Below are 26,946 nucleotides of genomic sequence, written 5' to 3'. Positions count from 1 at the left end.
TTCATGGCATCTGCCCGCATTCGCCGAAAACGGTGGTCGTGGAGGCAGAATAATCAAGAGTTGATCTTATATGAGTTTTTCTTCACTCGGTTTGTCCGAGCAGCTGGTCCGTGCCACGTCTGACCAGGGTTATGAAACCCCGTCTCCCATTCAGGCCCAGGCGATTCCTGCCGTGCTTTCTGGCCGGGACGTTATGGCGGCAGCCCAGACCGGTACCGGCAAAACCGCCGGCTTTACCTTGCCCTTGCTGCAGCGTCTGGGTGAAAACCCGCGCACTGGCAAAGGCCCCCGCGCCCTGATTCTGACGCCCACCCGTGAACTGGCGGCGCAGGTTCATGACAGCGTGAATCTTTACAGCAAATACATTCCAACCAAGGCCGCCGTGGTCTTCGGTGGTGTGAAAATCAATCCGCAGATGATGAAGCTGCGCAAAGGCCTGGACGTGCTGGTGGCAACACCGGGCCGTCTGATGGACCTGTACCAGCAGAACGCTGTGCGCTTCAACGAAGTGGAAATCCTGGTTCTGGACGAAGCCGATCGCATGCTGGACATGGGCTTTATCCGCGACATCCGCAAGATCCTGTCGTTGTTGCCGGCCAAGCGCCAGAATCTGCTGTTCTCCGCCACCTTCTCCAACGAGATCCGGACTCTGGCAGAAGGTCTGCTGGATAACCCGGTTCAGGTTGAAGTCGCGGCTCGGAATACCTCTGCCGAAAATATCAAGCAGTCCGTCTATCCGGTAGATCAGAGCCAGAAAACAGCGCTGCTGAGCAAGCTGGTTCGCGATAACAGCTGGGATCAGGTGCTGGTTTTCACCCGCACCAAGCACGGTGCCAATCGCCTGACCCAGAAGCTGGAGAAGGACGGTATTACGGCTGCTGCCATCCATGGGAACAAGTCACAGGGTGCCCGTACCCGCGCGCTGGCGGATTTTAAAGCTGGCGAAGTACGTGTGCTGGTGGCGACGGATATCGCCGCCCGTGGCCTGGATATCAAGCAGCTGCCCCAGGTAGTGAACTTTGAACTGCCCAACGTGCCGGAAGATTACGTGCACCGTATCGGCCGTACCGGCCGTGCCGGTGAAAGTGGTCACGCCCTGTCGCTGGTCAGTGCCGATGAAGGCAAAATGCTCGCCGGTATCGAAAGGCTGATCAAGAAGCAGCTGCCGCGCACGGAAGTGGAAGGTTTCGAGCCGACCAACAACCTGCCGCTGAAGCCCAAGGCCAAGGCCGACCCCAGTCGCGCCCGTAACCGCAATGGTAACGGCGGTGGCAATGGTCGTCCTGGCGGAAAGCCGAAGAGCTTCGGCGCCAAGCCGGGTGGTCGCAGCGGTGGCCGTAGCCAGAATGGCGGTGGTCAGCGAAGTCGTCCGGCTCAGCGCCAGAGTGCCTGAAGGCTGATTGGCAGTTATGAGAAACGGAGCTTCGGCTCCGTTTTTCTGTTTCTGATGCCCTGACTTTTTGAGGGTGGATGCTCTAGTATTCAGGGTCTGAAACCAGTCCGGCCAGGATATCCCCGCCTATGCATCAATCCAGCTCTGTACGGGCACAGTTGGGCTTGAGCCGACCAACGCGGTCCATGGCCGATGGTCAGTTTGTGCTTGCTCTGGTTATCGGTTGTCTGATTGGTATTTTGCTGACAGTGCTTGCCGGAGGCGGTGGCTGGCAGGATGCAGATCTGCTTTCAATTCTCTCATTGGTGCTCTGGGCACCTATCATCGAAGAACTGGCATTTCGCGGGGTGGTGCAGGGCTGGCTGGCTAACACTCCGATGGGTCAGAAACGCTTCGCCGGCCTGTCCTTCGCAAACCTGATCGCGGCGTTTCTGTTTACTGCCTGGCATCTTGTTTATCGAACCGATCTGATGGCCTGGCTGGTGTTCCTGCCTGCTCTGGTGTTTGGGTATTTTCGGGACCGGCACGACTCGCTGCTGCCCTGTGTGATTTTGCACGCCACGTACAACTTGTCGATCCTCCTGGGCCAGACGTATCTTAGCTTTTGAGCGCCAGTTTCATTTGTAAATAGCCCCACGGCAGCACGCCCTATATTTCTTTTGGCTATTACGTTATAACTGATGCCGGGTCACGCGTTGGTGGTGACGGAGTGTGGTCAAAAGTTGATTAGTGTCAAAGCCGGAATTCTGCTTGTGTATCAGCCTGAATATCCCGGCAATCTCGAGGGCGGTTATGAGGACTTTTCTCCCGAAAAGTGTGTTTCCATGGCGATATGTTGCGCTCATGTCGATATTTTTAACGGCCTGCAGCGATACTGGCGGGTCGTCTGAAGACGCAAATGGCGAGACCGACCCGGATTCCGGCCATGAAGATATTTTACCCTCGCTTACTGCCCAGATAGAGCACTGGAGCCCGACCGGCGTTTTCCTGGCGGCGGCGGATTGTGGCCAGTGCCATACTGCCAGTCAGCCCGGTGACAGCCCCGCCGTGCTGCGGGCGCCAGATGCTCAGATCTCGGAGAACCAGCCCTCGCCCCAGGGTGATGACATTAGCCCCTTCGCAGACTGGAAAAGTACGGTGATGGCGAATGCGTTCACCGATCCTTATTTCCGGGCGAACATGGTGCATGAGGCGGAGACATTCCCCCATCTGGCAGGGTTCATTGAGAACAAATGCCTGACCTGCCACAGCCCCATGGCGACCACGCATGCTCACCAGACGGGGTCAGGTCTCGATGATGGTTTTTACCGGGCCGAACAAGCCCTTGTTGACCCCCATGCCCGAGAGGGGGTCAGTTGCACAGCCTGCCATCAGATAACCGACAGTGTATTGGACGGTAATGCTTACCCCGATGGCGTGCACTCCGGCAATTTCGAGATTCCTGCCGAGGGTGATCCGGACGCATTCACGATCCATGGGCCATACCAGAACCCGCAGGGGCAGGCGATGCAGAATCAGGTCGGTTACACGCCAGTCTTTGGTCTGCATATGTCGGACTCCCGGCAGTGCGCCAGCTGCCACGAACTCTACACCCCGACCATCGATATGGAGACGGATCAGCCCAACGGTGAGGATTACCCTGAACAGACGCCTTACACCGAGTGGGCAAACAGTGATTTCGGACCCAATGGCAGCAACCCCCGTTCCTGTCAGCAGTGCCATATGGCGCGTGAAGAGATAACTGAGGACTTCCTCACCCGTCTGGCGGTCAGGCCGAACGGCTCGGTAAACGCCAGTTGGCCCGAGAGGCAGCCTTACTCACCTCATGTGATGCTTGGCGGTAATACCTGGTTGCTTGAAACCCTGGAGCTGTTCAGAGAGGAACTCGGTCGCGGCGATATCAATGAGGCGGGAGAATTTGCGGCAACGGCAGAGTTGACCCGGGAGTTCCTCAAAACGGCTGTAACGTTATCAGCAACCGGGCAGACCCTCGGGGCTGGCGAGTTGGCCTTTGATCTGACCATTCAGAACGAAACCGGCCACAAGCTACCCACCAGTTTCCCCGCTCGGAGAATGTGGGTAGGAACCCGGGTGAGTGATGCCAATGGCGCGACGGTGTTTGCCAGCGGACTCCCGGATCAGTCTTATCGTTTGCCAATGGATGCGGTGTTTACTTCGGAGGCCTGTCTGGCCGCGAAGAAGACCTCCGATTTTGATTCCTCGGTCTGCTATCAGGCTCATCTCAATGAGGTATCGTCCGAAAACGATGTGCCGGTCTATGAAACTGTTCTGGGCTCAACCACCGGCGCAATTACCCATATTCTGCTCTACGCCGCTAACCCGCTGAAGGACAATCGTATCCCTCCCAAGGGGTTCGATATTGCCTCGGTACCAGAAGATGTCCGGCCGATCGGGCTGAATGGCGATAGCGATTTTAACGCTGAAAACGCAGGGCGGGACACCATTCGCTATCGGATTCCGGTTGGCGCGGCCGTGGCTTTGCCCCTGCAGGTGGATGCGACTCTCTACTACCAGTCTATCCGCCCGACTTTTATTGATGGCTTGCACGGAGAGCATGAATGGGTTGATGAGTTCCAGACAATCGCCAGATTGAACCCACCGCCCGCCGAGGTTATGGCCGAGCTCAGCTTCGAGGTTCAGTAGGATTTGATGACAGGCTCAGGGAAGAGCTGTTTTATGATTGGGTATCGATATAAAAAGGCGGGGCCGGAGAAGCCCCGCATAGGAAAACGCACCTTCCGCCAGCCAACAGACCGTGGCGACTGGCGGAGGCACGGGGATCAGAACTTGTAGGACACGCCTACCATGTAGACCCAGGGGGCGATATCCACGTCGATGGTGCTGGTATCGGCTACCGCATTGCCCGCGTAGGCGTTGATGGTGGCTTCGGTGTCGATGTCGATCCACCAGACCGCAGCGTTGATACCCACGTTTTCGGTGATCATGTAGTCAAGACCAATTTCGGCTGCCAGACCAAAGCTGTCATCCAGCTTGATGTCTGTACCGTCAATACCCGGGTTTCCGGCTACAGCGTCATAGGTGGTGGTCAGCGTCTGAGTGGTCTTCTCTTCAAAGAAGTTGGTGTAGTTCACACCAGCGCCGACGTATGGCTGGAATTTGCTACCGCTGGGCATCGGGAAGTATTGCAGTGTGATGGTCGGCGGCAAGTGTTTGGTTTCTGCCAGCTTGCCGGTTCCACCGAGCGCCGCTCCGTCACCGTTGATGTCGTGTTTGAACGGGGTCGCGGCAAGCACACCAACAGCGATCTGGTCTGTCAGCATGTAGCTAGCGGTCAGTCCCAGCTGGGTATTTGAATCGACGCTTACTTTGGCACCGTCAATCTCGCCAAGAAGGCCAGAGGTCAGATTGCCACTGGAAGAATCCGGATCAACCGTTGCCACACCAACGCGGCCTATAAAATCACCAGCTTCGTACGCCTGAACAGCGGGAGCAGCAGCCATTACCGCTGCAGCCAGAACACCAAGTTTGAATGTACGGGACATATCCATCTCCTTAACCTGAATCGTTGATGACTGCAGATTAATGACATCGGGAGATGGAAACTTGATTTAGCGCAAGAATGCCCGGGCAGGTGAGCGCGTTTGATCAGCGGATTGATTCAACTCAAAAAAACCGACGGTGATTCGATGGCTGCGGTTATTGCGAATAGTCAGGCAGAGTTCTTTTTCCGCACGGGCAGGCTCTCGTCCGGGACAAACACGTCTCTGATGGACAGGGCCTGGCCATCGGCGTCCTGGACTTCTACCGTATGAATCGGTCGGCCTGTAGCGCGGTCGCGCAAATCGAGCGAAGGCTCGTCCGGAGCAGGGTTCCACTTATCTCCCCACTGGCGGAGAGCGATAACCACCGGGAAAAGATCCCTGCCTTTTTCGGTCAGGCGGTATTCAAAGCGTGACCCATGTTCGCCCACATCCACCTTGCGCAGCACTTCATTGTCCACCAGTCGTGCCAGTCGATCACACAGGATGTTCCTGGCAATGCCCAGTTCCTGCTGGAAATCCACGAACCGGCGGGTGCCATACATGGCGTGCAGCACAATCAGGAGGGACCACCAGTCGCCCACTTCATTGAGGGCGCGGGCGACGGAACAGCTGGAGTCATCAAAACGTTTTCTGGCCATGACGGGAGTGTACCGAATAGGGTTGCATTTTAAAACCAGATTTAATAGGGTTGCTTTACGAAACCAAATTAGTGAGGTTGCACACTATCATGAGCATAAATCTTGGCCCGCTTTTCGAACCGTTTGAACTTCACAACCTCAAGCTGCGAAACCGGGTGGCTATGGCGCCCATGACCCGTAACTTCTCTCCGGAGGGTGTTCCGGGAGAGAACGTGGTGTCCTATTACCGCCGCCGGGCCGAAGCGGGCGTTGGCCTCATCATTACCGAAGGCACGATCGTCAATCACGCGGCCGCCAATGGCTACCCGAATGTACCGGCGTTTCACGGCACCGACGCTCTTGAGGGTTGGAAGCATGTTGTCGACGCGGTCCATGAGGCCGGCGGCGCGATTTTCCCGCAGCTCTGGCACGTGGGTGCCGTCAGGAAGGAGGGCACCCCGCCGGATCCTTCGGTACCCGGTTACAGCCCTTCCGGCTTGTTCGCACCGGGCAAGCCCAACGGCAAGGCTATGAGTAAAGAAGACATCGAGGATGTCGTCGTCGCCTTTGCCGATGCGGCCCAGGATGCCAAGGCACTGGGTTTTGATGGTGTCGAGCTCCATGGCGCCCACGGCTACCTGCTGGACCAGTTCCTGTGGGAAGGCACCAACCAGCGCGATGATGAATACGGCGGCAGTCTGGAAAACCGCCTGCGGTTCGTGGTGGAAATCGTTGAAGCGGTGCGTCATCGGGTTGGCCCGGATTTCCCGATCATGCTCCGATTCTCCCAGTGGAAGCAGCAGGATTACGAAGCCAAACTGGTTAACAGCCCGGAGGAACTCGAACGCTTCCTGAAGCCTCTGGTAGAAGCCGGTGTGGATATTTTCCACGCCTCCACCCGTCGTTTCTGGGAGCCGGAGTTTGAAGGCTCGGATCTGAATCTCGCGGGCTGGACCCAGAAGCTCTCCGGTAAGCCCACCATGTCTGTCGGCAGTGTCGGGCTAACCGAAGATTTCATCAGCGGGACCTTTGCCAGCAAGCAGGAAGCCGTTGAGAAAGCCGGTATCGATGAGCTGGTGGAGCGAATGAACAACCACGAGTTCGAGTTGATCGCCGTTGGCCGGGCGCTTTTGCAGGATCCTGAGTGGCTGATCAAGGTGAAAGAGGGCCGCCTGAACGAGGTGGAATCCTTCGCCAAGAAGTCCCTCGCCAAACTTTATTGATCCTCCCCTTCGATCGGACGATCGAAACCTGCCGCAGTGTCTTCGGGCCTGCGGCTTTTTTGTGTCCGGTGAATCTGTCGTCTTCGTAATCGCGTCTGATCAGAGACACGTTATGATAGGTGAAATTCACCTCGATATGAGGAATTGGTATGTCGATGCTTGGTTCGATCAAAACACTGTCGGTGGCGCTGCTGATGTCGGCCATCGTGGGGTGTGCGACCGTCGGGAAAGATTTTGCTACCCACAATGTGGATCAGATCCAGATTGGTGAAACCACGCGGGCCGATATCCAGGAGATGTTTGGCGAGCCGTGGCGCACCGGGATCGAAGACGGCAAACGCACCTGGACCTATGGCAAGTACAAGTGGTCTGCCTTCGGTGATGCAGAAACCACCGACCTGGTTGTTCGGTTCAACCAGGACGGCACAGTCTCGTCTTACGTTTACAACACCACTGAATAAACTGGCAAAAGATCAGGCGCGGGGCTGCCTTCAGCCCCGCAAACCTCCTACCAGCTTGTCGATGCTGTCCTTGGCATCGCCGAACAACATGCGCGTGTTGTCCTTGAAGAACAGCGGGTTCTCGACGCCGGAATAGCCGGTGGCCATGCCTCGCTTGAGCACGACAACCTGTCCAGCCTTCCAGACCTCCAGCACCGGCATGCCGGCAATCGGGCTACCGGGATCTTCTGCTGCCGCCGGGTTTACGGTGTCGTTTGCGCCAATAACCAGCACCACGTCGGTATCCGGGAAATCATCATTGATTTCGTCCATTTCCAGAACGATGTCATAAGGAACGTGGGCTTCCGCCAACAGCACGTTCATATGCCCTGGCAGGCGGCCGGCCACCGGATGGATGCCGAAGCGCACGTTGACGCCACGGTCCCGAAGGATCTTGGTCATCTCGCTGACGCCGTTCTGAGCCTGGGCGACCGCCATGCCATAACCGGGCACGATGATCACCGACTGGGCGTTGCGTAGCTCTTCACAGACCTCATCCACACTGGATTCATGCACGGTCTGGTCAGCATCGGCTGCGGCCGAGCTGCTGCTGGTCTGGCCAAAGCCGCCGAGAATCACGCTGATGAACGAGCGGTTCATGGCCTTGCACATGATGTAGCTGAGGATGGCACCGCTGCTGCCCACCAGGGCACCAACGACAATCAGCAGATCGTTGCCCAGCATGAAGCCGATGGAGGCTGCGGCCCAACCGGAGTAGCTGTTGAGCATGGAGACCACCACAGGCATGTCGGCACCGCCGATAGCCATGATCAGATGGATGCCGAGGACCGAGGCAATGACGGTCATCAGAACGAGCGCCACGATGCCCAGGGCCATGCTGTCGGTACCCAGGAACCAGGCCCCGAGGAAGACACAGACAATAACGCCTGCCAGGTTCATCAGGTGCCGGCCGGGCAGGGTCAGGGCCTTGCTGTCGATGCGGCCATCGAGCTTGCCGCAGGCCACCAGCGAACCTGTAAAGGTCACTGCACCAATGAAGATGCCAACGAAGACTTCCACCAGCTTGATGGTGTGCTCCGCGCCGGAGGTTGCAATCAGAGGCTCGATGTAGCCTGAAAAGCCGACAAACACGGCTGCCGCGCCCACAAAGCTGTGAAGCAGGGCCACCAGCTGTGGCATCTGGGTCATTTCCACCTTGTTGGCGATGGCAATGCCGATGCCGGCACCCAGCAACACGGCCACCAGGATCGCGACGATGCCGCCGTCAACGCTGGCCAGGGTTGCTCCCACGGCGATGATGATGCCGGCGACGCCGTAGAGATTGCCCCGTCGTGCCGATGTCTGGTGGCTAAGGCCACCAAGGCTGAGAATAAACAAGATACTTGCGACCACGTAGGCCACGCTCACCAGTCCTGTGCTCATATCGGGCGTCTCCTACTTGCGGAACATTTTGAGCATGCGATGGGTGACCCGGAAGCCGCCCCCTACGTTGATGCTGGCAATCAGCACCGCGACAAAGGCCATGATCCCGACGGCAACGTTCTCCGCCTGCGCGAGATGCAGAATGGCACCGATCACGATGATGCCACTGATCGCGTTGGTTACGCTCATGAGAGGCGTATGCAGGGAGGGCGTGACATTCCAGATGACCTGCCAACCGATAAAGCAGGACAGAACAAACACGGTAAAGTGCTGCAGGAAGCTTTCCGGCGCGTGTGCGCCAACCCCGTAGAGTGCCAGGGCGGTCACGGCTAGAAGGACGCCTTTGCCGATCAGGCTCTTGCGATCGGCCTCTTTCTTCGCGGCGGCTTTGTCAGCGGCCGACGGCTCCTCCGTGCCCGGTGCCGGCTTGGGACTGACCGGCGCCTCCGGTTGTGGTGGTGGCCAGGTGATGTCGTCTTCATGAACCACGGTAAGACCACGGATGACATCGTCTTCCATGTTCACCACGGGTTTGCCGTCCTTCTCCGGTGTCAGCTCGGTCAGCAGATGAACCAGGTTGGTGGCGTAGAGCTCACTGGCCACCTTGGCCATGCGGCTGGGCAGGTCGGTGTAGCCGATCAGGGTGACGCCGTGCTGGTGCGCCACTTTGCCGGGCTCGGTGAGCTCGCAGTTGCCGCCCCGTTCGGACGCCAGATCCACAATCACGCTGCCGGGCTTCATGGATTTCACCATGTCTGCGGTGATCAGCTTCGGCGCCGGCTTGCCGGGAATCAAAGCGGTGGTGATGATGATGTCCACCTCTTTGGCCTGCTCGGCGAACAATTCCATTTCCGCCTTGATGAACTCGTCGCTCATCTGCTTGGCGTAGCCGCCGCTGCCGCTGCCGTCCTCGTCTTCGAAGTCCAGCACCAGGAACTGGGCGCCCATGCTTTCAACCTGTTCTTTCACTTCCAGGCGGGTATCAAAGGCACGCACGATGGCGCCCATGCTGTTGGCAGCACCAATGGCCGCCAGGCCAGCAACGCCGGCACCGATCACCATGATCTTGGCCGGTGGCACCTTGCCGGCAGCAGTGACCTGGCCGGTAAAGAAACGCCCGAAATGGTTGGCCGCTTCGATTACCGCCCGATAGCCGGCAATGTTGGCCATGGCGCTGAGGGCGTCCATCTTCTGGGCGCGGCTGATGCGGGGCAGGCTGTCGATAGCAAAAGAGGTGATCTTTCTGGCAGCCAGCTTCTCCAGGAGTTCCGGGTTTTGCGCAGGCCAGATGTAGCTGACCAGAAACGCGCCCTCTTTCATCAGATCCGCTTCGTGTTTACCCAGCGCCGGATTTTCCATGGGCGCGCGGACTTTCAGAATAAAGTCGGCTTCTTTCCAGAGCGAACTGGTGTCCGATGCGATGGCTGCGCCCACTTTTTCATAGGCAGCATCGGAGTAGTTGGCCGCCTCGCCGGCGCCTCCTTCCACGATCACGTCGTAACCAAGCCCGACTAATTTGTGAACGGAGGGTGGCGTTGCAGCGACCCGCCTCTCATCCTCGAAAATTTCCTTTGGGATACCGATTTTCATGTTAAGCGCGTCCTCCGGAACGACCGACTCAATGGATATCTCGGTTTTTACGTAGCCGGGGATGGTACCAGATTTGCTGAGAAATACCTAAATGAGAACCTTTACGGTGAAATGACGGAACCGAAGGTTAGGGAAGGCGGTGGCGCAGAGATTGAATGGTCGATTCCGAAAGGCCGTCCAGAATGGCGCCCCGGAATTGTCGGTTGATGAAACGCTCGGTTTCGGCCTGGATGGTTTCCCGCTGTTCCGGTTTCTCGATGTAGTCCATCGCCCGGAACAGAATGTACCGAATGGTCATGCGGGAGATTTCATGAATGGTCCCCGGTGGCACGTCGTTGACCAGTTGACGCTCGATAATATCCTCGGCCATTTCTTGGGCGCTGGCTTCCAGCTGGAATTCGAGCGCCCGGCGCAGTACCGGCGAGGGGCCGTGAAGTTCCCGGACGGCGACAGTGGTGGCCGCCGGATTGGCCAGGAAATAGTGGTAAACGAAGGCCACCGTATCCCGGGACGCCTGTTCCGACGAATCGGCCATCTGACGCAAATCCCGTACTCCGGCTTTCATCTCCTCGGCAATGTAACCCAGTACCGTTAGCCCGAATTCATCGAGGCTCTTGAAGTGCCGGTAAAACGTGTTCGGATTCAGCCCCGCCTCCCGGGCCAGCTCCCGCAGTCCGAGCGATGTCAGGCTCCGGGTTTCGGTAATCAGCCGAAGTGCAGCCTGAATGAGTTTCAGTTTTCCGCCGGTTATTGAGTTCATTTTTTCCTCTTGGTGGGGTGGAAGAGCGGCTGTCGGGGCCGCCTTCACAGACACGCTGCAAGTACGTCCCTGTACGCTTGTTTCCGGCCATCCATGGCCTCCAACAGTCTGTGAAGGCGGCCCCGACACCCGCTCCCGGACATTGGAATAGGCCTTCCAGATGCCAAGCCAATGTTTAAGGGCGGGCCTGCATGAGTCTGACGGTCGTTTGTGGGAAGGGCTTCCAAAACTGTCTCTCGCCAAGGATGGCGAGAGCCAAGCGTCACAGGGATGTGCCGCGAGGAGCATGTTTTGGAAGCCCTTCCCACAAACGGCCAGCCCCAAAACCCGAGCCCGCCACGGAGGCCAACGATCAGTCACCTGAGGCCAATCACCGACTCAGGAGTATACGGTTGTCTACCAATCTGTGTATACATGTGTCTACCGGACATCATGACCAACAGGACAACAACAGACAAGGCCGGGCAGGCCAACGCAGGAGTGCAGCAATGACACAGAACACACAGATCGCCATCATCGGCACCGGCTTCTCCGGCCTGGGCATGGCCATCAAACTCAAGGAAGCCGGTTACAATGACTTCGTGATCTTTGAACAGAGCGACGACATCGGCGGCACCTGGCACCAGAATCATTACCCGGGGTGTGCCTGTGACGTTCAGTCTGCACTCTACTCCTTCTCCTTCGAGCAGAATCCGAACTGGAGCCGGATGTATGCCCAGCAGCACGAGATCAAGGCGTATCTGAAACATTGCGCCGAGAAATACGGGCTGATGAAGCACATCCGGCTGAACACCCACGTGGCGGGAGCGCGATTTGATGAGAACCATCAACGTTGGGTTGTTGAAACCTGTGATAGCCCGGCGCTTTGGGCGTACATGCAGGAAAGAGGCGTGAAGCCGGGAGACCGGTTGGATCGCACCGATAAGGGGCTGCCGGAATTCAGTACGTTGAGGGCCGATATCCTCGTTTCCGGGATGGGGGGATTGAGCACGCCCGCGTATCCGGAGATCGAGGGGATCGAGACCTTCACGGGCAAGCGTTTCCACTCCCAGGACTGGGATCACGACTACGATTTGCACGGCAAGCGGGTGGCGGTGATCGGCACAGGCGCCTCGGCCATCCAGTTTGTTCCGGAGGTGGCGAAGCAGGCTGCGAGGGTGGACCTTTACCAGCGCACACCGCCCTGGATCATGCCCAAGCCGGACCGGGCCATCCGACCGCTGGAAAAGCGGCTGTTCCGGATGTGCCCGCAGACCCTCAATGCGTTCCGGCAGAGTATTTACTGGTCGCTTGAGGCGCGAGTGTTGGGTTTTGTCGGCAACCCGCGGATTCTGAAACTGGGTGAACTGCAGGCCCGTCGGCATATTCGCAACCAGATTCCAGACAAGGCATTGCGCAGCAAAGTCACACCGGATTTCCATTTCGGCTGCAAGCGGGTGCTGATTTCCAATAACTATTATCCGGCGCTGGCCCAGGACCATGTGGACGTGGTGACCGAGGGTATCCGTGAGGTGCAGGGCAACATCGTGATCGATGATCAGGGCAACCAGCGGCAAGTGGATTGCATCATCTATGGCACCGGTTTCCGGGCCCAGGACCCGATTCCCGCGGGCATGATTTTTGGCCGTCATGGTCAGGATTTGCTGGATGCCTGGAAGGATGGCGCCGAAGCTTATAAAGGCACCACCATCAGTGGCTTCCCGAATTTCTTCATGCTGATGGGCCCGAATACCGGCCTCGGCCACAGCTCCATGGTGTATATGATCGAGAGCCAGATCCAGTATGTGCTGGATGCCCTCCAAAAGATGCACCGGCAGCAATGGAGCAGCATGGAAGTGAAGCCGGACGCCCAGAGCCGTTACAACGCTTCCATTCATGCCAAGCTGGGCGATTCCGTATGGCAGACCGGTTGCAAGAGCTGGTATGTCAACGAAAACGGCAGGAACACGACCCTGTGGCCGGGTTTTACCTGGCAGTTCCGGAACCAGACACGGCGCTTCGACGCAGAGCAGTACCTGTGTAAAGGCGCCAGTGACAGCGTCGCCGGAGTTGATCCTGCCATGGCGGTCTAGCGTCGGATCAGCGGGGGTATTCAGCCGCCTTTTGACGGTGGATAAGTTGCGTTTTGGCCCGGATGGCCAATACTTAAGGCAACGGTCTTGCCGGTATCGGCCAAGGATGTCCCCCAATGAAGCTGTTTCACTGCGGCCGATGCGCCAACCTGCTGTATTTTGAAAACAGCCGTTGTACCAATTGCGGGTGTGGCCTCGGCTTTGCCCCGGATGTCATGGACCTGCTGGCTATCGAGCCAAACGATGATGGCACTTGGGCGGCCGTGGCCCGGGGCGACCTTTACCGGCTTTGTAGCAACTATCAGAACCAGGGTGCCTGCAACTGGCTGATCCCTGCTCCGGACTCCCATACCTTCTGTGTCGCTTGCCGACTGAACCGCACTATCCCCGATCTCAGCATCCCCAAGAACAACGATCTCTGGCGGCGTCTGGAGAAGGAAAAACGGCGTCTGGTGTATTCGGTGTTGCGCCTTGAGCTGCCCTGCGAACCCCGTCATGAGGACCAGTACGGGCTGGCGTTCGATTTTCTGGCTGACCAGCCGGCGATGTTCGACGAACGCGCGAAAGTAAAAACCGGCCACGCCAATGGTGTGATAACCATGAACATTGCGGAGGCTGACCCCGTAGAGCGCGAGCGAATGCGGAGTCAGATGGCCGAACCCTATCGCACTGTTTTGGGGCACTTCCGCCACGAATCCGGCCACTACTACTGGGACCTGCTGGTGCGGTCCGGGTCCTGGCTGAGCCCGGTAAGGGAAGTATTTGGTGACGACACCAGGGACTACAGGCAGGCTATGGACCAGCATTATCAGTACGGCCCGCCCGGTGACTGGCAAGGCTGGTACATCAGCGCCTATGCCAGCAGCCATGCCTGGGAAGACTGGGCGGAGACCTGGGCACATTACCTGCATATGGTGGATACATTGGAGACTGCCTGGCAGTTCGGGATGCGGGTGAATGCCCGGCAGCGCCCGATGATGAACAGCGAACCAGACCCTGCGTTTGATCCCTACCAGGCCGACAATTTCGATGCACTGATCAAGCACTGGTTACCCCTGACGCTTGCGCTCAACAGCCTGAACCGAAGCATGGGGCATGAGGACGCCTACCCCTTCGTGCTTGCGGCTCCGGTGGTGGAGAAGCTCCGCCTGGTACACCGAATAGCTCACGGTGGTTAACAAAAGGACCCCAAATGAAAAAGAATAAATCGATAGACTGGAAAAACTACGATCCCAATGACTTCTTCGATGAGCTGATTGCCGCCAAGGGCAAGCCCCGGCCCGCCGCCACGGCGATTACCGATTACCTGGGCAACCTTGGTTCCGAGGAAATCCAGGCGCGTCAGCAGGCGGCCGAACTGGCGATACTGGAGATGGGGATCAGTTTCACCATCTACAGTGAAGGCGAGAATATCGACCGGGCCTGGCCCTTCGACATCATTCCCCGGGTGATCTCGCTCCGGGAGTGGGAAACCATCGAGCAGGGCCTGGCGCAGCGCCTGACGGCCCTCAATATGTTCATCAATGACATCTATAACGACCAGAACATCGTCAAGGACAAGGTCATCCCCAAGTACGTGTTCGCCAACTCCAAGAACTTCCGCGAGCAATGCCGGGGTTTTACGCCGCCATTGGGGGTCTGGGCACATATCTGCGGATCGGATCTGGTGCGGGATAAAGACGGCACCGTGTACGTCCTTGAGGACAACTTGAGGGTTCCCTCGGGTGTCTCCTACATGCTCGAGAACCGGCAGCTGACCAAACGGGTGTTCCCGGAGCTGTTCGGCAACACCAACATCCTGCCGGTGGATGACTACACCAACCAGTTGTTCGACATGCTGGCGTCAATCTCGCCCCGGCCACAGGACCACCCGAAGATCGCGGTGCTCACGCCGGGTATTTTCAACTCCGCCTATTTCGAGCACTCCTTCCTGGCCCAGCGCATGGGCGCCGAGCTGGTGGAAGGCGCCGATCTGGTGGTTGGCGAGGATGACTGTGTCTACATGCGGACCGTTGAAGGCCTTGAGCGAGTGGATGTGATCTATCGCCGCATTGATGACGATTTCCTGGACCCGGAAGAGTTCCGTTCCGATTCCACCCTGGGTGTACCCGGTCTGATGCGGGCCTGGCGTAATGGCAAGGTTGGCCTTGCCAATGCGCCGGGTGCCGGCGTGGCTGACGACAAGGTGATCTACGCCTTCGTGCCGGACATGATCCGTTACTACCTGGATGAGGAACCGATCATCCCGAATGTGCCCACCTGGATGTGTGTGAACAAGCAGGATCAGGAGTATGTCCTTGAGCATCTCGACGAGCTGGTGGTCAAGCCCGCGAACGAGTCCGGGGGGTACGGCATGCTGGTGGGACCGCATTCCACCAAGAAGCAGCGCGCCGAGTTTGCCCGGCTGATCAAGAAGAACCCGCGCAACTACATCGCCCAACCCACATTGAGTCTGTCTGTGGCTCCCACCCTGTGCGACGAGGGCCTGGCGCCCCGACACCTGGATCTTCGGCCTTTTGTGCTGCAGGGCGTGAGGACCTACGTTACCGCTGGCGGTCTTACGCGGGTGGCGATGCGCAAAGGCTCCCTGGTGGTGAATTCTTCCCAGGGCGGTGGAAGTAAGGATACCTGGATCGTGGACGAGGAGAATTGATGTGCTGTCACGTGTAGCGGAACGACTGTACTGGATGGCCCGATACCTTGAGCGGGCCGAGAATAATGCCCGGATGATCATGGCCTTTAATTCCCTGTCCCTGGACATGCCCCGGGAAACCCAACTGTCCTGGAAGGGACTGGTGGCGGTGACGGGCATGGGCGCATTGTTTGATCAGCACCATCAGCGGGCTGATGAACGCAATTGCGTGAAATTTCTGATGGCGGATAGCTACAACCCGAGCTCCATAGCGTCCTGCATCAAGGCTGCCCGCGAAAATGTCCGTACCACCCGGGACCAGATTCCCACTGACGCCTGGGAGGTGATCAACGAGCTTTACCGTTACATTCTCGAGCACATAGACCAGGGGGTTGGTAAGCGGGCGAGGTACGAATTCCTCAACGAAATCGTGGGTCGCTGCCAGATGCTCAATGGCTTGCTGGCCGGGTGTATGAGCCACGATGCCGGGTACGATTTTATCCGGGTCGGGCGCAACCTTGAGCGGGCGGACATGGCCACGCGGCAGATTGAAGTCGGCGCCCTGCAGTTTCTGGATGGCTGGGATGGCACCGAAACCTATGGCGGGCTGTTGTGGACCAGCGTCCTGCGCTATCAGAGTGCGTTCCAGATGTACCGTCACAACGTGCGGCGAAAGGTCAGCGGGCCTCTGGTTATTCGCTTCCTGCTTCAGAACGAGCCGTTTCCGCGTTCGGTGCTGCACAGTCTCAGCGAGGTGGCCGGGGCCCTCGGCCGCCTGCCAAGGAACGAGATACCGTTACGCACGGCATTGCAGGCAGTCCGTCACACCCGGGAGGGCGACGTGGATGCGCTGATCCGCAAGGAAGACGTGATCCCGTTCCTGGAAAAACTGCAGTTGGAAATCGGTGAGCTTCACGACGACATTGCAGAGACCTGGTTTCCTGTCTACGAGACAGCCTGAAACTCCCAATTTTATTCGCCTGCGAGATAGGTTCCATGTCGATTCATGTTGCCCTGAGTCATACCACCCACTATCGCTATGAGCGCCCGATAACCCTGGGCCCTCAGATAGTTCGTTTGCGGCCCTGTCCGCACGCGCGAACCCGGATCCTCAGCTACTCGCTGAAGGTTGAGCCCGACGGTTACTTCCTCAACTGGCAGCAGGACCCGCAGGCCAATTACCTGGCCCGCCTGGTGTTCCCCGAAAAAACCGGTGAGCTAAAGATCACGGTGGACCTTGTTGCCGAGATGGCCGTGATCAACCCGTTCGATTTCTTCCTGGAACCCCGGGCGGAGACCATCCCCTTCGACTACGAGGAATGGCAGACGGCAGAACTGGCGCCCTATTTACAGAAACTGCCGGAAACACCGGAATTCCGTAAGTGGATGGCCACCATAGACCGCAAGGAAACGCCCAGCGTGGATTTCCTGGTGGGTGTGAACCAGAGCCTTGCTGATCGTATTGATTACCTGATCCGGATGGAGCCGGGTGTCCAGACCCCGGAAGAAACCCTGAAAAAAGGCTCCGGCTCGTGTCGGGATTCAACCTGGTTGCTGGTGCAGACGCTCAGGCATCTGGGGCTGGCGGCGCGCTTTGTGTCCGGCTACCTGATTCAGCTCAAGGCAGACCAGAAAGCATTGGATGGTCCCTCGGGCGCTGAGGAAGACTTCACCGATCTGCACGCCTGGTGCGAAGTCTTTCTGCCGGGCGCGGGTTGGGTGGGGCTGGATCCGACGTCCGGCTTGTTTGCAGGAGAAGGGCATATCCCGCTGGCCTGCAGCCCGGATCCGTCCTCAGCGGCGCCGATTACCGGCATGGTGGAGGAGTGCGGGGTCGAGTTCGAGCACCAGATGAGCGTTCAGCGCATTTGGGAAGCACCACGGGTGACCAAGCCCTACACCGAAGCCCAATGGGAACGCATCGTCGGGCTTGGTCACAATGTCGACCAGCGCCTCACCGAGCTGGACGTGCGCCTGACCCAGGGCGGCGAACCCACCTTTGTGGCGAATCACGACCGGGACGAGCCGGAGTGGAATACCGAGGCCATGGGTCCCACCAAGCGTAAGAAGGCCATCGAGCTGTATCACCGGATGCGGGACCGCTACGGTGCTGGCGGGCTGGTTCACTTCGGGCAGGGTAAGTGGTATCCCGGCGAGCCGCTGCCCCGGTGGTCCCTGAACTGTTATTGGCGAAAGGATGGTGAGCCGATCTGGCAGGATGAGCGCTGGCTGGCGGATGAGCGCGCCGAGGGCAAGGCGACCCCGGAAGCGGCCCACCGGTTTCTGCAGGGATTGGCGAAACAATTGGGTGTTGACGAAAAGCAGCTGTTTCCGGCGTTTGAGGATGCTTTTTATTACCTCTGGCGGGAACGTCGCCTGCCGGTCAACGTCGATCCGTTTGATGCCAAACTAGAGAATGCCCTGGAGCGGGAGCAGCTTCAGCAGATTTTCAGCCGGGGCCTGGATGAGCCTGTGGGTTATGTGCTCCCCCTGCGAGTTACCGAAGAAGGGCAGGAATGGGAAACGGGCCCCTGGTTCCTGCGCAGTGAACGCTGTTATCTGATTCCGGGCGGCTCCCCCATGGGCCACCGTTTGCCTCTGGATAGCCAGCCCTGGGTGGAAGAAGCCGATTACCCCTGGATCCACGAGCAGGATCCTTTTGCCCCACGTGGTCCGCTGCCCGGTACTGACGAGATCCGGCAATGGAACAGTCCTGGAGAGGCCGGTCAGTTGCCCCCGAAACGGGAGCCCCCTGCGAAAGGAGAGTCGGCATCGGAGATTGTCCGCACTGCCCTGTGCGTGGAACCCCGGGATGGAGTTCTTCGCATCTTCATGCCGCCACTGGAGGAGTTGGAGCCCTACCTTGCGCTGGTGTCCGCCATTGAGAAAACAGCCGCTGAGCTCCAGCTAACGGTATTGCTGGAAGGCTATGAGCCGCCTTCCGATCACCGTTTGAGTCATTTCCGGATCACACCGGACCCCGGGGTGATCGAAGTGAATGTGCAGCCGGTTCGAACCTGGGATGAGCTGGTTGAACAGACAGAGACTCTCTACGCGGACGCCTACGAGTGCCGGCTGACCTCTGAGAAGTTCATGATGGACGGGCGTCATACCGGCACCGGTGGCGGCAACCATTTCGTGCTGGGCTCGCAAAAAGCAGAAGATTCCCCGTTCCTGAGGCGCCCGGATCTGTTGCGCAGCCTGATCAGCTATTGGCATAACCATCCCAGTTTGTCTTACCTGTTCTCCGGCCTGTTCATCGGTCCCAGCTCCCAGGCACCAAGGATTGATGAGGCACGCAATGATCATGTGTTCGAGTTGGAGCTGGCGTTCAGGGAAATGGAACGTTTATGCCCGATGGGCAAAAAAGTCGCGCCCTGGGTGGTGGACCGCTTGCTCCGGGACCTGCTGACCGATGTAACCGGCAATACCCATCGGGCCGAGTTCTGTATCGACAAGCTCTATTCTCCCGACGGCCCCGGCGGGCGCCACGGCCTGCTCGAACTGCGGGCCTTCGAGATGCCGCCCCATGCCCGGATGAGCCTGACCCAGCAGCTGCTTCTGCGGGCGCTGGTGGCACGATTCTGGGAGCAACCCTACAAGCCCAGCGGGCTGGTGCGCTGGGGCACCGAGCTGCACGACCGGTTCCTGCTTCCGCATTATGTCTGGCAGGACTTCGAGGACGTCATCGACGATATGAAGTCTCAGGGCTACCCGCTTGAGAGCGAGTGGTTCGCGCCCCATTTTGAATTCCGGTTCCCCCGGATCGGCGATTACAAGGTCAAGGGCATAACCCTTGAGCTTCGCTCGGCCCTGGAGCCCTGGCATGTGACGGGGGAGCACGGCGCGATTGGCGGCACAGCGCGTTACGTGGATTCTTCCCTGGAGCGTTTGCAGGTAAAAGTTCGTGGCGCTGCCCCGGATCGTTACCAGATCACCTGCAATCAGGTGCCATTGCCACTTCAGGCTACTGGAATGGTCGGTGAATCGGTCGCTGGCGTTCGTTACCGGGCCTGGCAGCCCTCACAGTGCATGCATCCAACCATTGGTGTGGATGGACCGCTGGTGTTCGACATCGTCGACACCTGGAACGAACGCAGTCTGGGAGGGTGTGAATACCACGTGACGCATCCCGGTGGCCGGAACTTCGAGACTCTGCCGGTGAATTCGTTCGAGGCCGAAGGACGACGTATGGCGCGTTTCTTCAGGATGGGACACAGCTCCGGGCAACAACCCCTGCGGCCGGTTCCGGAGCATCGGGAGTTCCCGTTTACCCTGGATCTGCGATATCACAAATAACATCCATGGACATGTGGTTTGATGCTGGCTCCGGAGAGTAGAAAGCGGCTATGCTTCCAGCTCACTGACCAACGGAGCCTGAATTCAAGGTGGCGAAGCAACGCGCAGTAATTGACATCCTCCGTCAGTACCACCCGGTGCCGGATCGGTTTGATGAGCTCGGTTCCATGGGCTCCGGACCGAAGTCCCACTGGCGGCCATTGCTGAAGCAGTTCAACCTTGAGTCAGTCGACAGTCTCAATATCAGGGCTCAGGCCGTTTCCAGTGCCATCGCCGAAGATGGTGTAACTTACAACGTTTACGAAGATCCGCGCGGAGACACCCGGCCCTGGGAAGTGGATCTGCTGCCCCTGGTCCTGGGCGCCGATGAGTGGCAATGGCTGTCAAAAGCGGTAGCTCAACGGGCAGAGCTGCTGGACCGCGTTCTGGCCGATCTGTATGGCGAGCAGGCGTTGTTGAAAGAGGGGCTGATGCCACCCGCGCTTGTCTACGGGCAGGCCGGATTCCAGTGGCCCTGTCAGGGTATTGAGCCCGCCGGTGGTCGGTTCCTGCACCTGTACGCCGTGGATCTGGCGCGGGCGCCGGACGGCGGCTGGTGGGTGATGGCGGACAGAACCCAGGCGCCCTCGGGGGCGGGCTATGCCCTGCAGAACCGGTTGGTGATTTCCCGAGCCTTCCCGGCGCCCTTCCACAACCTGCCGGTGACCAACCTGTCGGAATTCTTCCAGGGCTTTCAGAACAGCCTGGCGAACATGTCGCCTGCCGGCACTGAATCGCCGCTGTGTGTCCTGCTGACCCCCGGGCGTTTCAACGAAACCTATTTCGAACATGTTTTCCTGGCCCGTTACCTGGGCTTGCCCCTGGTTGAAGGCCAGGATCTGACCGTCCGTGATGACACCGTTTACCTGAAAACGCTCCAGGGCCTGCGTCGGGTGCATGCCATTTATCGCCGGCTGGATGATGGCTTCTGTGATCCGCTGGAGCTTCGCGCCGATTCCGTATTGGGCATTCCCGGGCTGCTGGGTGCGGTGCGGGCAGGCAAGGTTCTGATGGCGAATGCGTTGGGCTCAGGCGTGTTGGAGAGTGCCGCGTTGTTCGGCTTCTTGCCGGAGATTTCGAAGAAATTGCTGGGCTCGCCTTTGGCCATGCCGTCGGTGGCGTCCTGGTGGTGCGGTGAGAAACCGGCCCTGGACTATGTGATCGAGCACCTGGACGAACTGGTGATCAAGCCGGCATTCGCGGGCATGCGAATGGAACCGGTATTCGGCTATCAGGTGAAGGGCGCGGATCGAGACGCCCTGATCAAGAAGATGCACGCCCATCCCCATGCCTTTGTCGGGCAGGAGCTGGTCCACCTTTCCCAGGCGCCGGTCTGGAAGGGTGAGCGGGACCAGCCGCTGGCAACCCGGTCCATCGGTTTGCGCCTGTTCGCTGCGGCCACGCCCTCCGGCTGGCGGGTTATGCCCGGCGGTCTGACCCGGGTAGCCATGGACGAGGGCGTGGAGGTTATCTCCATGCAGCGGGGTGGATTGTCGAAAGATACCTGGGTACAGGCCCGCTATACGGCACCCTCCAAGTCACTGATCAAGAAGCGGCTGCAGGTTTCTGACCTGCTCGATGGCGAGCGGGACACGCCCTCCCGTGTTGGTGAAAACCTGTTCTGGATGGGCCGGCATTCGGAGCGGGCCGAAGGTACGGCCCGCTTGTTGCGGGCGGCCTTCAACCGTCTGTCGGGCCACGACCAGGCCAGCGAGGAGGCCCTGCTCGGGCTGCAGCAGGCAGCGGAACAGTTCGGGACGCTTCCGGAACCGGAAGAGGACGCAGTGCCGGAGCCGCTTCCCGACGCGTTACTCAGGGCGGTCAGCGATCTCAAGTTTCCGGGTTCGATCGCGTCTATCCTTCAGGCTTTGCTGTTCAATGCCAGCCAGGTCCGTGACCGGCTTTCCTCAGACAACTGGCACACACTCAATCGGGTGGGCAAGCCCCTGAACCCCGCGCCAACCACGCCGGACCAGTCGATCCGGGCGTTGAATCTGGTGTTGCTGGACTGCATCTCCCTGGCCGGCTTTGCCATGGATGACATCACCCGGGACGCCAGCTGGGTTTTCCTGGTGATCGGTCGGCGTCTGGAACGGCTGGCCAATCTCTGTACCCTGATCTGCGTGCCATTGTTCAGCGACCGGTTCAGCCGCCACTCCATGCTCGAGTGGCTGCTGGAAGTGGCCAACTCGGAAGTCACCTACCGCACCCGATACCGTCGGACACCGGAGCTCCTGGGCGTACTCCATACCCTTGTGGTAGATGCGAGCAACCCCCATTCAGTGATGTTCCAGCTGCGACAGCTGCAGAAGGATCTGCCGGAGATGGGCCGCAAAACCGGGCAACTGTTTCCCCCGGATCTGGGTGAATCCCTGAAGCGTCTGCAAGCCCTGGATTTGCACGCTTTTGAACGCAAACACCCGGACAAAGCCTGTGAGGCCCTGGCAGAGCTGTTGTGTGGCATGCGCTCCGAGGTCTATCGTGTGTCGGATGAAATCCAGCGGCAGTGTTTCATTCACACCCGGTATTCCGACCGGCCTGTGAAACCGGATTGAGGCGTCTGTCATGACATTTGTTCGCTACCATGTGCGTCATGAGACCCTGTACCAGTACGATCAGGTGGTGGGGGAGTCTCATCATTTGCTGAGACTCACGCCGCGAGAGCTTCCCTGGCAGAGGAACCTTGAGCACCACTTGGCGATCTCACCGGAACCTTCGGCAAGGCGCTCCTTTCTCGACTGCTTCGGAAACCGCATTACCAAGATTCATTTCACCGCCGACCACGAGTACCTGGAGATTATCAGCGAGTTCTGGGTGGAACTGCGCAATCGTCCGGAACCTTCGGCATCGGCTGCAAAAGTGCCCTGGGAAATCGTGCGCGACAGTCTCCGGTACCGCGCGGACAGGAAGTTTCCGCCGGACCATCTTCAGGCCACGGCCTTTCGGTTTGTCTCCACCAATGTGCCCATTGATTCACAGTATGCCGCCTATGCCCGCGAGGCGTTTCTTCCGGGCCGGCCTCTGGTGGAGGCGGCGGATGCCCTGATGAGGATGATCCATCGCGATTTCAGTTTTGATGCGACGGCAACGGAAACCTTCACCCCGGTCGAGCAGGCGTTCAAGGCCCGTCGCGGGGTCTGCCAGGATTTCTCCCACATCATGATTGCCTGCCTGCGCTCGGTTGGCCTGGCCGCCCTCTACATGAGCGGCTATATCCTCACCCATCCGCCTGAGGGCAAGGAACGGCTGGTCGGCGCTGATGCCACCCATGCCTGGGTGGCTGTGTTCGTGCCGGATTTCGGCTGGCTGGAGCTGGATCCCACCAATGCCCTGAGGCCGGATCTGGAACACATCACTCTCGGCTGGGGCCGGGACTTCTCCGACATAACACCTATGCGGGGTGTGTTACTCGGAGGTGGCGAGCATGAACCGGAGATTGCGGTCACCGTGGTGCCCGAGGAGGAGTTCGCTTCGCTGTACGCCGATGGCGAAACCTACCTGGAAGAACTGTCACCCGGGTGACCGCGGCTTTCTGGCATGGCATCACCTTCGGCCCAGACTTTTCAGGACCGTTTCCATGACCATGGGACTTGAGAGAATCCGATGATGGCCAAGACCACTGGTGCGCAAAAGATCTGCCTTGGCCCAGGTTTCAGCCACGCGTTGGCTTTCGTCCGGTGAAATGGACGTGTCGGTGTCGTCAATGGCAACCAGGCCGGGCTGGTTCAGCCCACGGCACAGCGTCTCAAGATTCAGCTTCTCCCAAATGGAGGGGCCGAACCGGTCTTCCATGAGTTCGAGGTGAACGGCCAGCACTTCGGGACTGAGGGCCAGCTGCCTGCCAAGGTTCTCCATAGCGGCCTTGAGGCTGACTGGTGGTGCCAGCATAGCCAGGTAGTCGGTGTGAAGCCCGTTGGTGATGGCCCGCGCCGCTGCGATACATCCGAGGGAATGCGCCAGTACACCTCGGACACCGCCCACGCTGGCAGACACGTGAGCTGTCACGTCTGCCATTTCGAGCAGATCTGTGCTCTCCCCCTGTGCCCGGCCATGGGCCGGGGCATCGAAGAGAACCACCCGATAACCGGCTTCAACCAGCGGTTCAATCCAGGCGCCGAACTGAACGCCCGCACCTCCCCAGCCATGGACCCCCAGAATCACCGGGCCTTCTCCCCAGGAATAAACTGGAATGGTTCGGGCGCCGTGTTGAAGCTGGGTATAGCTGTCGGTGTTATCCAGCCAGTGCTCGTAGCGAACGGGCAGAGACAGACGGGACGGCCTGAAGGCCATACGGTTCACCAGTTTTCCGGCTTTTTGCGGCGATACCCGGGCATAGAGTTGCAGCGCCAGACGAGTCGCGGAAAGCCCCGCCGTGGCGGGTTTCCCGGCTTCGCTTGAATGGCGTGGGATCTGTGTCTGTGTATTCAGTTGTGAGGTCATGGAGAAAGTCCTTCTTCGGGCTGTGGTGGATGACAGCTTCAGGTTAGGGCTTGCCGGTTGTCAGCAGGAGTGTCATATTTGACATATAAAGTGCTGAAAGGGCCATTTCACCATGATGAATATTGCAATTGTTGCTTTGCCCAACTGCCATGCTTCCGGTGTACATGGTGTGATGGATTTCTTCACTGTGGCGAACTATTGCGCTCGCGTGCCAGGCGTTCGCAGTGATCCCCTGTTTAACTGTCAGCTGGTGACCGTGGATAATCAGCCAGTTGGTGGTTACAGCGGTGCCCTGGTAACACCGACGGTGTGTCGTGAAAGCTTTCGGCCAGACCTCATTGTGGTTGGCTCCTCTGTTGAGGCTGCGGTCCGCGCTGAGCTTTTGGAACGAACCCTGGCACCAGCCATTCCTCTGCACGGCTGGTTAAGGCAGGCCTTTGAGCAGGGGGTTGTGGTGGCAAGTGTATGCACTGGCAGTTTTGTGCTTGCGGAGGCCGGCTTGCTGGACGATCAGGTGGCTACAACACACTGGCGGGCAGCGCCATTGTTCCGCGGCCGTTACCCGCAGATCCGGTTGGATGAAGATCAACTGCTGGTGGATAACGGCCAGATTATCTGTGCCGGCGGTGCAACGGCGTTTGTGGATTTGTGCCTTTACCTGGTGGAACGTTTTGCCTCTCCCTCGGTTGCCCTGGCCTGCAGCAAGATGCTGGTTCTGGATGGTCGCCGAGTGGAACAGACACCGTATATGGCCTTCTACAGCCGGAAGGCCCATCAGGATGATGCCATCCGCAAGGCTCAAACCTGGCTGGAGCACCATTACTCAGACCCGGTCAGCATTGATGACGTTGCCGATGTCGCCGGACTGGGTACGCGCACCTTCAAACGCCGGTTCAAGGAGGCAACCGGGGAAACGCCCATTAGCTATCTCCAGCATCTGCGGATTGAAGCCGCCAAACACAAACTGGAATCCAGCCGTGAGCAGACTGCCCGCATTATCTGGAGCGTGGGCTATGAGGATGCCAGCTCGTTCCGGCGTTTATTCAAGCGAACAGTGGGCTGCACAATGGAACAGTATCGTAAGCGCTTCAGTTATGTGACACCGTTGGCCGTGTGATTCGAAGAGCCGTCATACGTCCACTTCCTTACGGCAGAAAACGTGGTAGCAAGCTATGCTTGCCCGCTTTCATTGACCGCTGGAATACCCGGAATGCTTGAAACCTTTTTCTCCACCTACATCAGCAGCACCATTCGCTTTTTGTTTCTTTTGGCGCCGTTTTTCGTGGTGACCATGTTCCTGGCGTTGACCAGGGGCCTGCCGGCAACCGAGAAGACATCGATTATCCGCCGTGCCTGTGTTTCGGCATTCATGATGGGCGTGATTCTGTTCTTTGCCGGCCCGCTGCTGTTCAGTGCTATCGGCATTACCCTCAACTCTTTCCGGATCGGTGCCGGTAGTCTGCTGTTCCTGACCGCCATCAGCCTGGTGACGAGTGGTACCCGGAATCACGCCACCGGTTTGCCCGATGAAGATCGGGATGACATTGCTGTTGTGCCTCTGGCGATTCCGGTGATGATTGGCCCGGCCACCATTGGTGCGATTATGGTGTACGGTGCCGAGCTCAACCGTGTATCCGAGGTGGCCGGCGGGCTCCTGGGGCTGGTATCGAGCTTGCTGATCCTGGCGGTGTTGCTGCACTTGTCGGGTTACCTTGAGAAGGTGCTGGGCAAGACCGGCCTGAACATCATGTCCAAGATCAGCGGTTTGATCCTCTCGGCTATGGCGGCTGAAATCGTCCTGACGGGCATTGCGGGTTTCATTGCCTCCACCTAGAGTATCGCGGGAAACGTTTTCGCTGCAGGGTGTCTGATGTCTGCCAATACCATTGAGCATAATCGCAAACGATACGATTTCTCCGGCGTTGAGTCGGTCTGGCTGTTCGGTTATGGCTCCCTGATCTACAAGGTCGATTTTCCGTTTCTTGAGCAGCGCCCGGCGTCGATCCGTGGCTGGGAGCGGCGGTTCTGGCAGGGTTCACATGATCACCGGGGCACGCCGGAGGCGCCGGGACGGGTCGCAACCCTGGTGGAGAAACCCGGTGCCGTCTGCAAAGGCATGGCGTTCCGGGTGTCGCCCAGTGTGTTCGAACACCTGGATGTTCGGGAAAAGAACGGTTATCTGCGCCTGAGTACCACGCTCACTTTCGACGATGGCAGCCATGCTGAGGGTCTGGTTTACATTGCCACCGAAGACAATGAAGCTTTCCTGGGCCATGCGCCGGATGTTGATATTGCCCGGCAGATCGCCTCTGCCTCGGGGCCGAGCGGCCCTAATGCCCATTATCTCTTGCGCCTTGCAGAGTCCCTGAGGGCAATGGGTGCGGATTGCCCGCACACCTTTGCCATCGAATCCCTCCTGCGTGATGAGTTGAGCTAAGTTCGTTTAAGTTTGCTTTAAGGTTCGGGGAGCACAC

Annotated in this window: 21 protein-coding genes; 15 read left to right on the top strand and 6 right to left on the bottom strand. The window is 58.7% G+C overall.

The genetic code is table 11. The annotated features are described in order from the left end of the window. Positions 1 to 70: 70 nt before the first annotated feature. The 3 genes from J3362_RS11775 (at position 71) to J3362_RS11765 (ending at position 4,057) form a co-directional block, all read left to right on the top strand. Entirely contained in the window at positions 71 to 1,393 is a 1,323-nt protein-coding gene (locus J3362_RS11775; protein ID WP_014578759.1) for a DEAD/DEAH box helicase, read from the top strand. Positions 1,394 to 1,521: 128 nt separating this feature from the next. Next, positions 1,522 to 2,001, top strand: a complete 480-nt coding sequence (gene mrtJ / locus J3362_RS11770; protein ID WP_349519920.1) for a JDVT-CTERM system glutamic-type intramembrane protease MrtJ — start codon at positions 1,522 to 1,524, stop codon at positions 1,999 to 2,001. 235 nt (positions 2,002 to 2,236) lie between these two features. Further along, positions 2,237 to 4,057: a hypothetical protein gene (locus J3362_RS11765; protein WP_349519919.1), complete on the top strand. Its 1,821-nt coding sequence runs from the start codon at positions 2,237 to 2,239 to the stop codon at positions 4,055 to 4,057. Positions 4,058 to 4,194: 137 nt separating this feature from the next. On the opposite strand, the gene J3362_RS11760 is transcribed toward J3362_RS11765, so the two are convergent. Further along, a complete protein-coding gene (locus tag J3362_RS11760) occupies positions 4,195 to 4,917 on the bottom strand; it encodes an OmpW/AlkL family protein (protein WP_349519917.1) in 723 nt (240 codons plus the stop codon). A gap of 167 nt (positions 4,918 to 5,084) precedes the next feature. Further along, positions 5,085 to 5,555: a winged helix-turn-helix transcriptional regulator gene (locus J3362_RS11755; protein WP_349519915.1), complete on the bottom strand. Its 471-nt coding sequence runs from the start codon at positions 5,553 to 5,555 to the stop codon at positions 5,085 to 5,087. 89 nt (positions 5,556 to 5,644) lie between these two features. Between J3362_RS11755 and J3362_RS11750 the strand changes: the two genes are divergently transcribed. Next, on the top strand, positions 5,645 to 6,757 hold the full coding sequence (locus J3362_RS11750; protein WP_349519914.1) for an NADH:flavin oxidoreductase: 1,113 nt from the start codon (positions 5,645 to 5,647) through the stop codon (positions 6,755 to 6,757). Positions 6,758 to 6,912: 155 nt separating this feature from the next. Next, on the top strand, positions 6,913 to 7,218 hold the full coding sequence (gene bamE / locus J3362_RS11745; RefSeq protein ID WP_349520935.1) for an outer membrane protein assembly factor BamE domain-containing protein: 306 nt from the start codon (positions 6,913 to 6,915) through the stop codon (positions 7,216 to 7,218). A 30-nt stretch (positions 7,219 to 7,248) separates the two neighbouring features. Here the strand turns inward: bamE and pntB are convergent, their stop codons facing one another. From pntB to J3362_RS11730, 3 genes are all read right to left on the bottom strand, one after another. Beyond that, positions 7,249 to 8,640 carry a Re/Si-specific NAD(P)(+) transhydrogenase subunit beta gene (gene pntB, locus J3362_RS11740; RefSeq protein ID WP_349519912.1) on the bottom strand — a complete coding sequence of 464 codons (1,392 nt, stop codon included), beginning with the start codon at positions 8,638 to 8,640 and terminating at the stop codon, positions 7,249 to 7,251. A gap of 12 nt (positions 8,641 to 8,652) precedes the next feature. Beyond that, positions 8,653 to 10,230, bottom strand: a complete 1,578-nt coding sequence (locus J3362_RS11735; RefSeq protein WP_349519910.1) for a Re/Si-specific NAD(P)(+) transhydrogenase subunit alpha — start codon at positions 10,228 to 10,230, stop codon at positions 8,653 to 8,655. Between the two features lie 127 nt (positions 10,231 to 10,357). Next, positions 10,358 to 10,990: a TetR family transcriptional regulator gene (locus J3362_RS11730; protein WP_349519909.1), complete on the bottom strand. Its 633-nt coding sequence runs from the start codon at positions 10,988 to 10,990 to the stop codon at positions 10,358 to 10,360. Between the two features lie 488 nt (positions 10,991 to 11,478). Here J3362_RS11730 and J3362_RS11725 point away from each other — a divergent pair, with 488 nt between their 5' ends. The 7 genes from J3362_RS11725 (at position 11,479) to J3362_RS11695 (ending at position 23,554) form a co-directional block, all read left to right on the top strand. Beyond that, a complete protein-coding gene (locus tag J3362_RS11725) occupies positions 11,479 to 13,062 on the top strand; it encodes a flavin-containing monooxygenase (protein ID WP_349519907.1) in 1,584 nt (527 codons plus the stop codon). 116 nt (positions 13,063 to 13,178) lie between these two features. Beyond that, entirely contained in the window at positions 13,179 to 14,240 is a 1,062-nt protein-coding gene (locus J3362_RS11720; protein WP_349519906.1) for a zinc-binding metallopeptidase family protein, read from the top strand. A gap of 14 nt (positions 14,241 to 14,254) precedes the next feature. Continuing rightward, positions 14,255 to 15,715, top strand: a complete 1,461-nt coding sequence (locus tag J3362_RS11715; RefSeq protein WP_349519905.1) for a circularly permuted type 2 ATP-grasp protein — start codon at positions 14,255 to 14,257, stop codon at positions 15,713 to 15,715. Position 15,716: 1 nt separating this feature from the next. Further along, the gene (locus J3362_RS11710) at positions 15,717 to 16,655 is read left to right on the top strand and encodes an alpha-E domain-containing protein (RefSeq protein WP_349519904.1); all 939 of its coding nucleotides are present in this window, start codon (positions 15,717 to 15,719) and stop codon (positions 16,653 to 16,655) included. Between the two features lie 35 nt (positions 16,656 to 16,690). Next, positions 16,691 to 19,993, top strand: a complete 3,303-nt coding sequence (locus J3362_RS11705; protein ID WP_349519903.1) for a transglutaminase family protein — start codon at positions 16,691 to 16,693, stop codon at positions 19,991 to 19,993. A gap of 89 nt (positions 19,994 to 20,082) precedes the next feature. Further along, entirely contained in the window at positions 20,083 to 22,587 is a 2,505-nt protein-coding gene (locus J3362_RS11700; RefSeq protein WP_349519902.1) for a circularly permuted type 2 ATP-grasp protein, read from the top strand. Between the two features lie 10 nt (positions 22,588 to 22,597). Then, on the top strand, positions 22,598 to 23,554 hold the full coding sequence (locus J3362_RS11695; RefSeq protein ID WP_349519900.1) for a transglutaminase family protein: 957 nt from the start codon (positions 22,598 to 22,600) through the stop codon (positions 23,552 to 23,554). A 21-nt stretch (positions 23,555 to 23,575) separates the two neighbouring features. On the opposite strand, the gene J3362_RS11690 is transcribed toward J3362_RS11695, so the two are convergent. Continuing rightward, positions 23,576 to 24,472 (bottom strand): alpha/beta hydrolase, encoded by an 897-nt coding sequence (locus J3362_RS11690; RefSeq protein WP_349519899.1) that lies wholly within the window; start codon positions 24,470 to 24,472, stop codon positions 23,576 to 23,578. A 112-nt stretch (positions 24,473 to 24,584) separates the two neighbouring features. Between J3362_RS11690 and J3362_RS11685 the strand changes: the two genes are divergently transcribed. The 3 genes from J3362_RS11685 (at position 24,585) to J3362_RS11675 (ending at position 26,909) form a co-directional block, all read left to right on the top strand. Beyond that, positions 24,585 to 25,589, top strand: a complete 1,005-nt coding sequence (locus J3362_RS11685) for a GlxA family transcriptional regulator (protein WP_349519897.1) — start codon at positions 24,585 to 24,587, stop codon at positions 25,587 to 25,589. 93 nt (positions 25,590 to 25,682) lie between these two features. Then, positions 25,683 to 26,306: a MarC family protein gene (locus J3362_RS11680; RefSeq protein ID WP_349519895.1), complete on the top strand. Its 624-nt coding sequence runs from the start codon at positions 25,683 to 25,685 to the stop codon at positions 26,304 to 26,306. 36 nt (positions 26,307 to 26,342) lie between these two features. Then, positions 26,343 to 26,909, top strand: a complete 567-nt coding sequence (locus J3362_RS11675) for a gamma-glutamylcyclotransferase (RefSeq protein WP_349519894.1) — start codon at positions 26,343 to 26,345, stop codon at positions 26,907 to 26,909. The last annotated feature ends 37 nt before the right edge of the window (positions 26,910 to 26,946 follow it).

The sequence above is a fragment of the Marinobacter sp. NFXS11 genome, from assembly GCF_040148675.1.
In the GTDB taxonomy this organism is placed as follows: Bacteria; Pseudomonadota; Gammaproteobacteria; order Pseudomonadales; family Oleiphilaceae; genus Marinobacter.
The sequence above is the reverse complement of the archived record's forward strand: the minus strand, read 5'-3'. Positions and strand labels throughout refer to the sequence as shown.

Coding starts and splice junctions, on each gene's coding strand:
- J3362_RS11775 (WP_014578759.1), top strand. CDS start 71: ATGAGTTTTTCTTCACTCGGTTTGTCCGAGCAGCTGGTCCGTGCCACG.
- mrtJ (WP_349519920.1), top strand. CDS start 1,522: ATGCATCAATCCAGCTCTGTACGGGCACAGTTGGGCTTGAGCCGACCA.
- J3362_RS11765 (WP_349519919.1), top strand. CDS start 2,237: ATGTCGATATTTTTAACGGCCTGCAGCGATACTGGCGGGTCGTCTGAA.
- J3362_RS11760 (WP_349519917.1), bottom strand. CDS start 4,917: ATGTCCCGTACATTCAAACTTGGTGTTCTGGCTGCAGCGGTAATGGCT.
- J3362_RS11755 (WP_349519915.1), bottom strand. CDS start 5,555: ATGGCCAGAAAACGTTTTGATGACTCCAGCTGTTCCGTCGCCCGCGCC.
- J3362_RS11750 (WP_349519914.1), top strand. CDS start 5,645: ATGAGCATAAATCTTGGCCCGCTTTTCGAACCGTTTGAACTTCACAAC.
- bamE (WP_349520935.1), top strand. CDS start 6,913: ATGCTTGGTTCGATCAAAACACTGTCGGTGGCGCTGCTGATGTCGGCC.
- pntB (WP_349519912.1), bottom strand. CDS start 8,640: ATGAGCACAGGACTGGTGAGCGTGGCCTACGTGGTCGCAAGTATCTTG.
- J3362_RS11735 (WP_349519910.1), bottom strand. CDS start 10,230: ATGAAAATCGGTATCCCAAAGGAAATTTTCGAGGATGAGAGGCGGGTC.
- J3362_RS11730 (WP_349519909.1), bottom strand. CDS start 10,990: ATGAACTCAATAACCGGCGGAAAACTGAAACTCATTCAGGCTGCACTT.
- J3362_RS11725 (WP_349519907.1), top strand. CDS start 11,479: ATGACACAGAACACACAGATCGCCATCATCGGCACCGGCTTCTCCGGC.
- J3362_RS11720 (WP_349519906.1), top strand. CDS start 13,179: ATGAAGCTGTTTCACTGCGGCCGATGCGCCAACCTGCTGTATTTTGAA.
- J3362_RS11715 (WP_349519905.1), top strand. CDS start 14,255: ATGAAAAAGAATAAATCGATAGACTGGAAAAACTACGATCCCAATGAC.
- J3362_RS11705 (WP_349519903.1), top strand. CDS start 16,691: ATGTCGATTCATGTTGCCCTGAGTCATACCACCCACTATCGCTATGAG.
- J3362_RS11695 (WP_349519900.1), top strand. CDS start 22,598: ATGACATTTGTTCGCTACCATGTGCGTCATGAGACCCTGTACCAGTAC.
- J3362_RS11690 (WP_349519899.1), bottom strand. CDS start 24,472: ATGACCTCACAACTGAATACACAGACACAGATCCCACGCCATTCAAGC.
- J3362_RS11685 (WP_349519897.1), top strand. CDS start 24,585: ATGATGAATATTGCAATTGTTGCTTTGCCCAACTGCCATGCTTCCGGT.
- J3362_RS11680 (WP_349519895.1), top strand. CDS start 25,683: ATGCTTGAAACCTTTTTCTCCACCTACATCAGCAGCACCATTCGCTTT.
- J3362_RS11675 (WP_349519894.1), top strand. CDS start 26,343: ATGTCTGCCAATACCATTGAGCATAATCGCAAACGATACGATTTCTCC.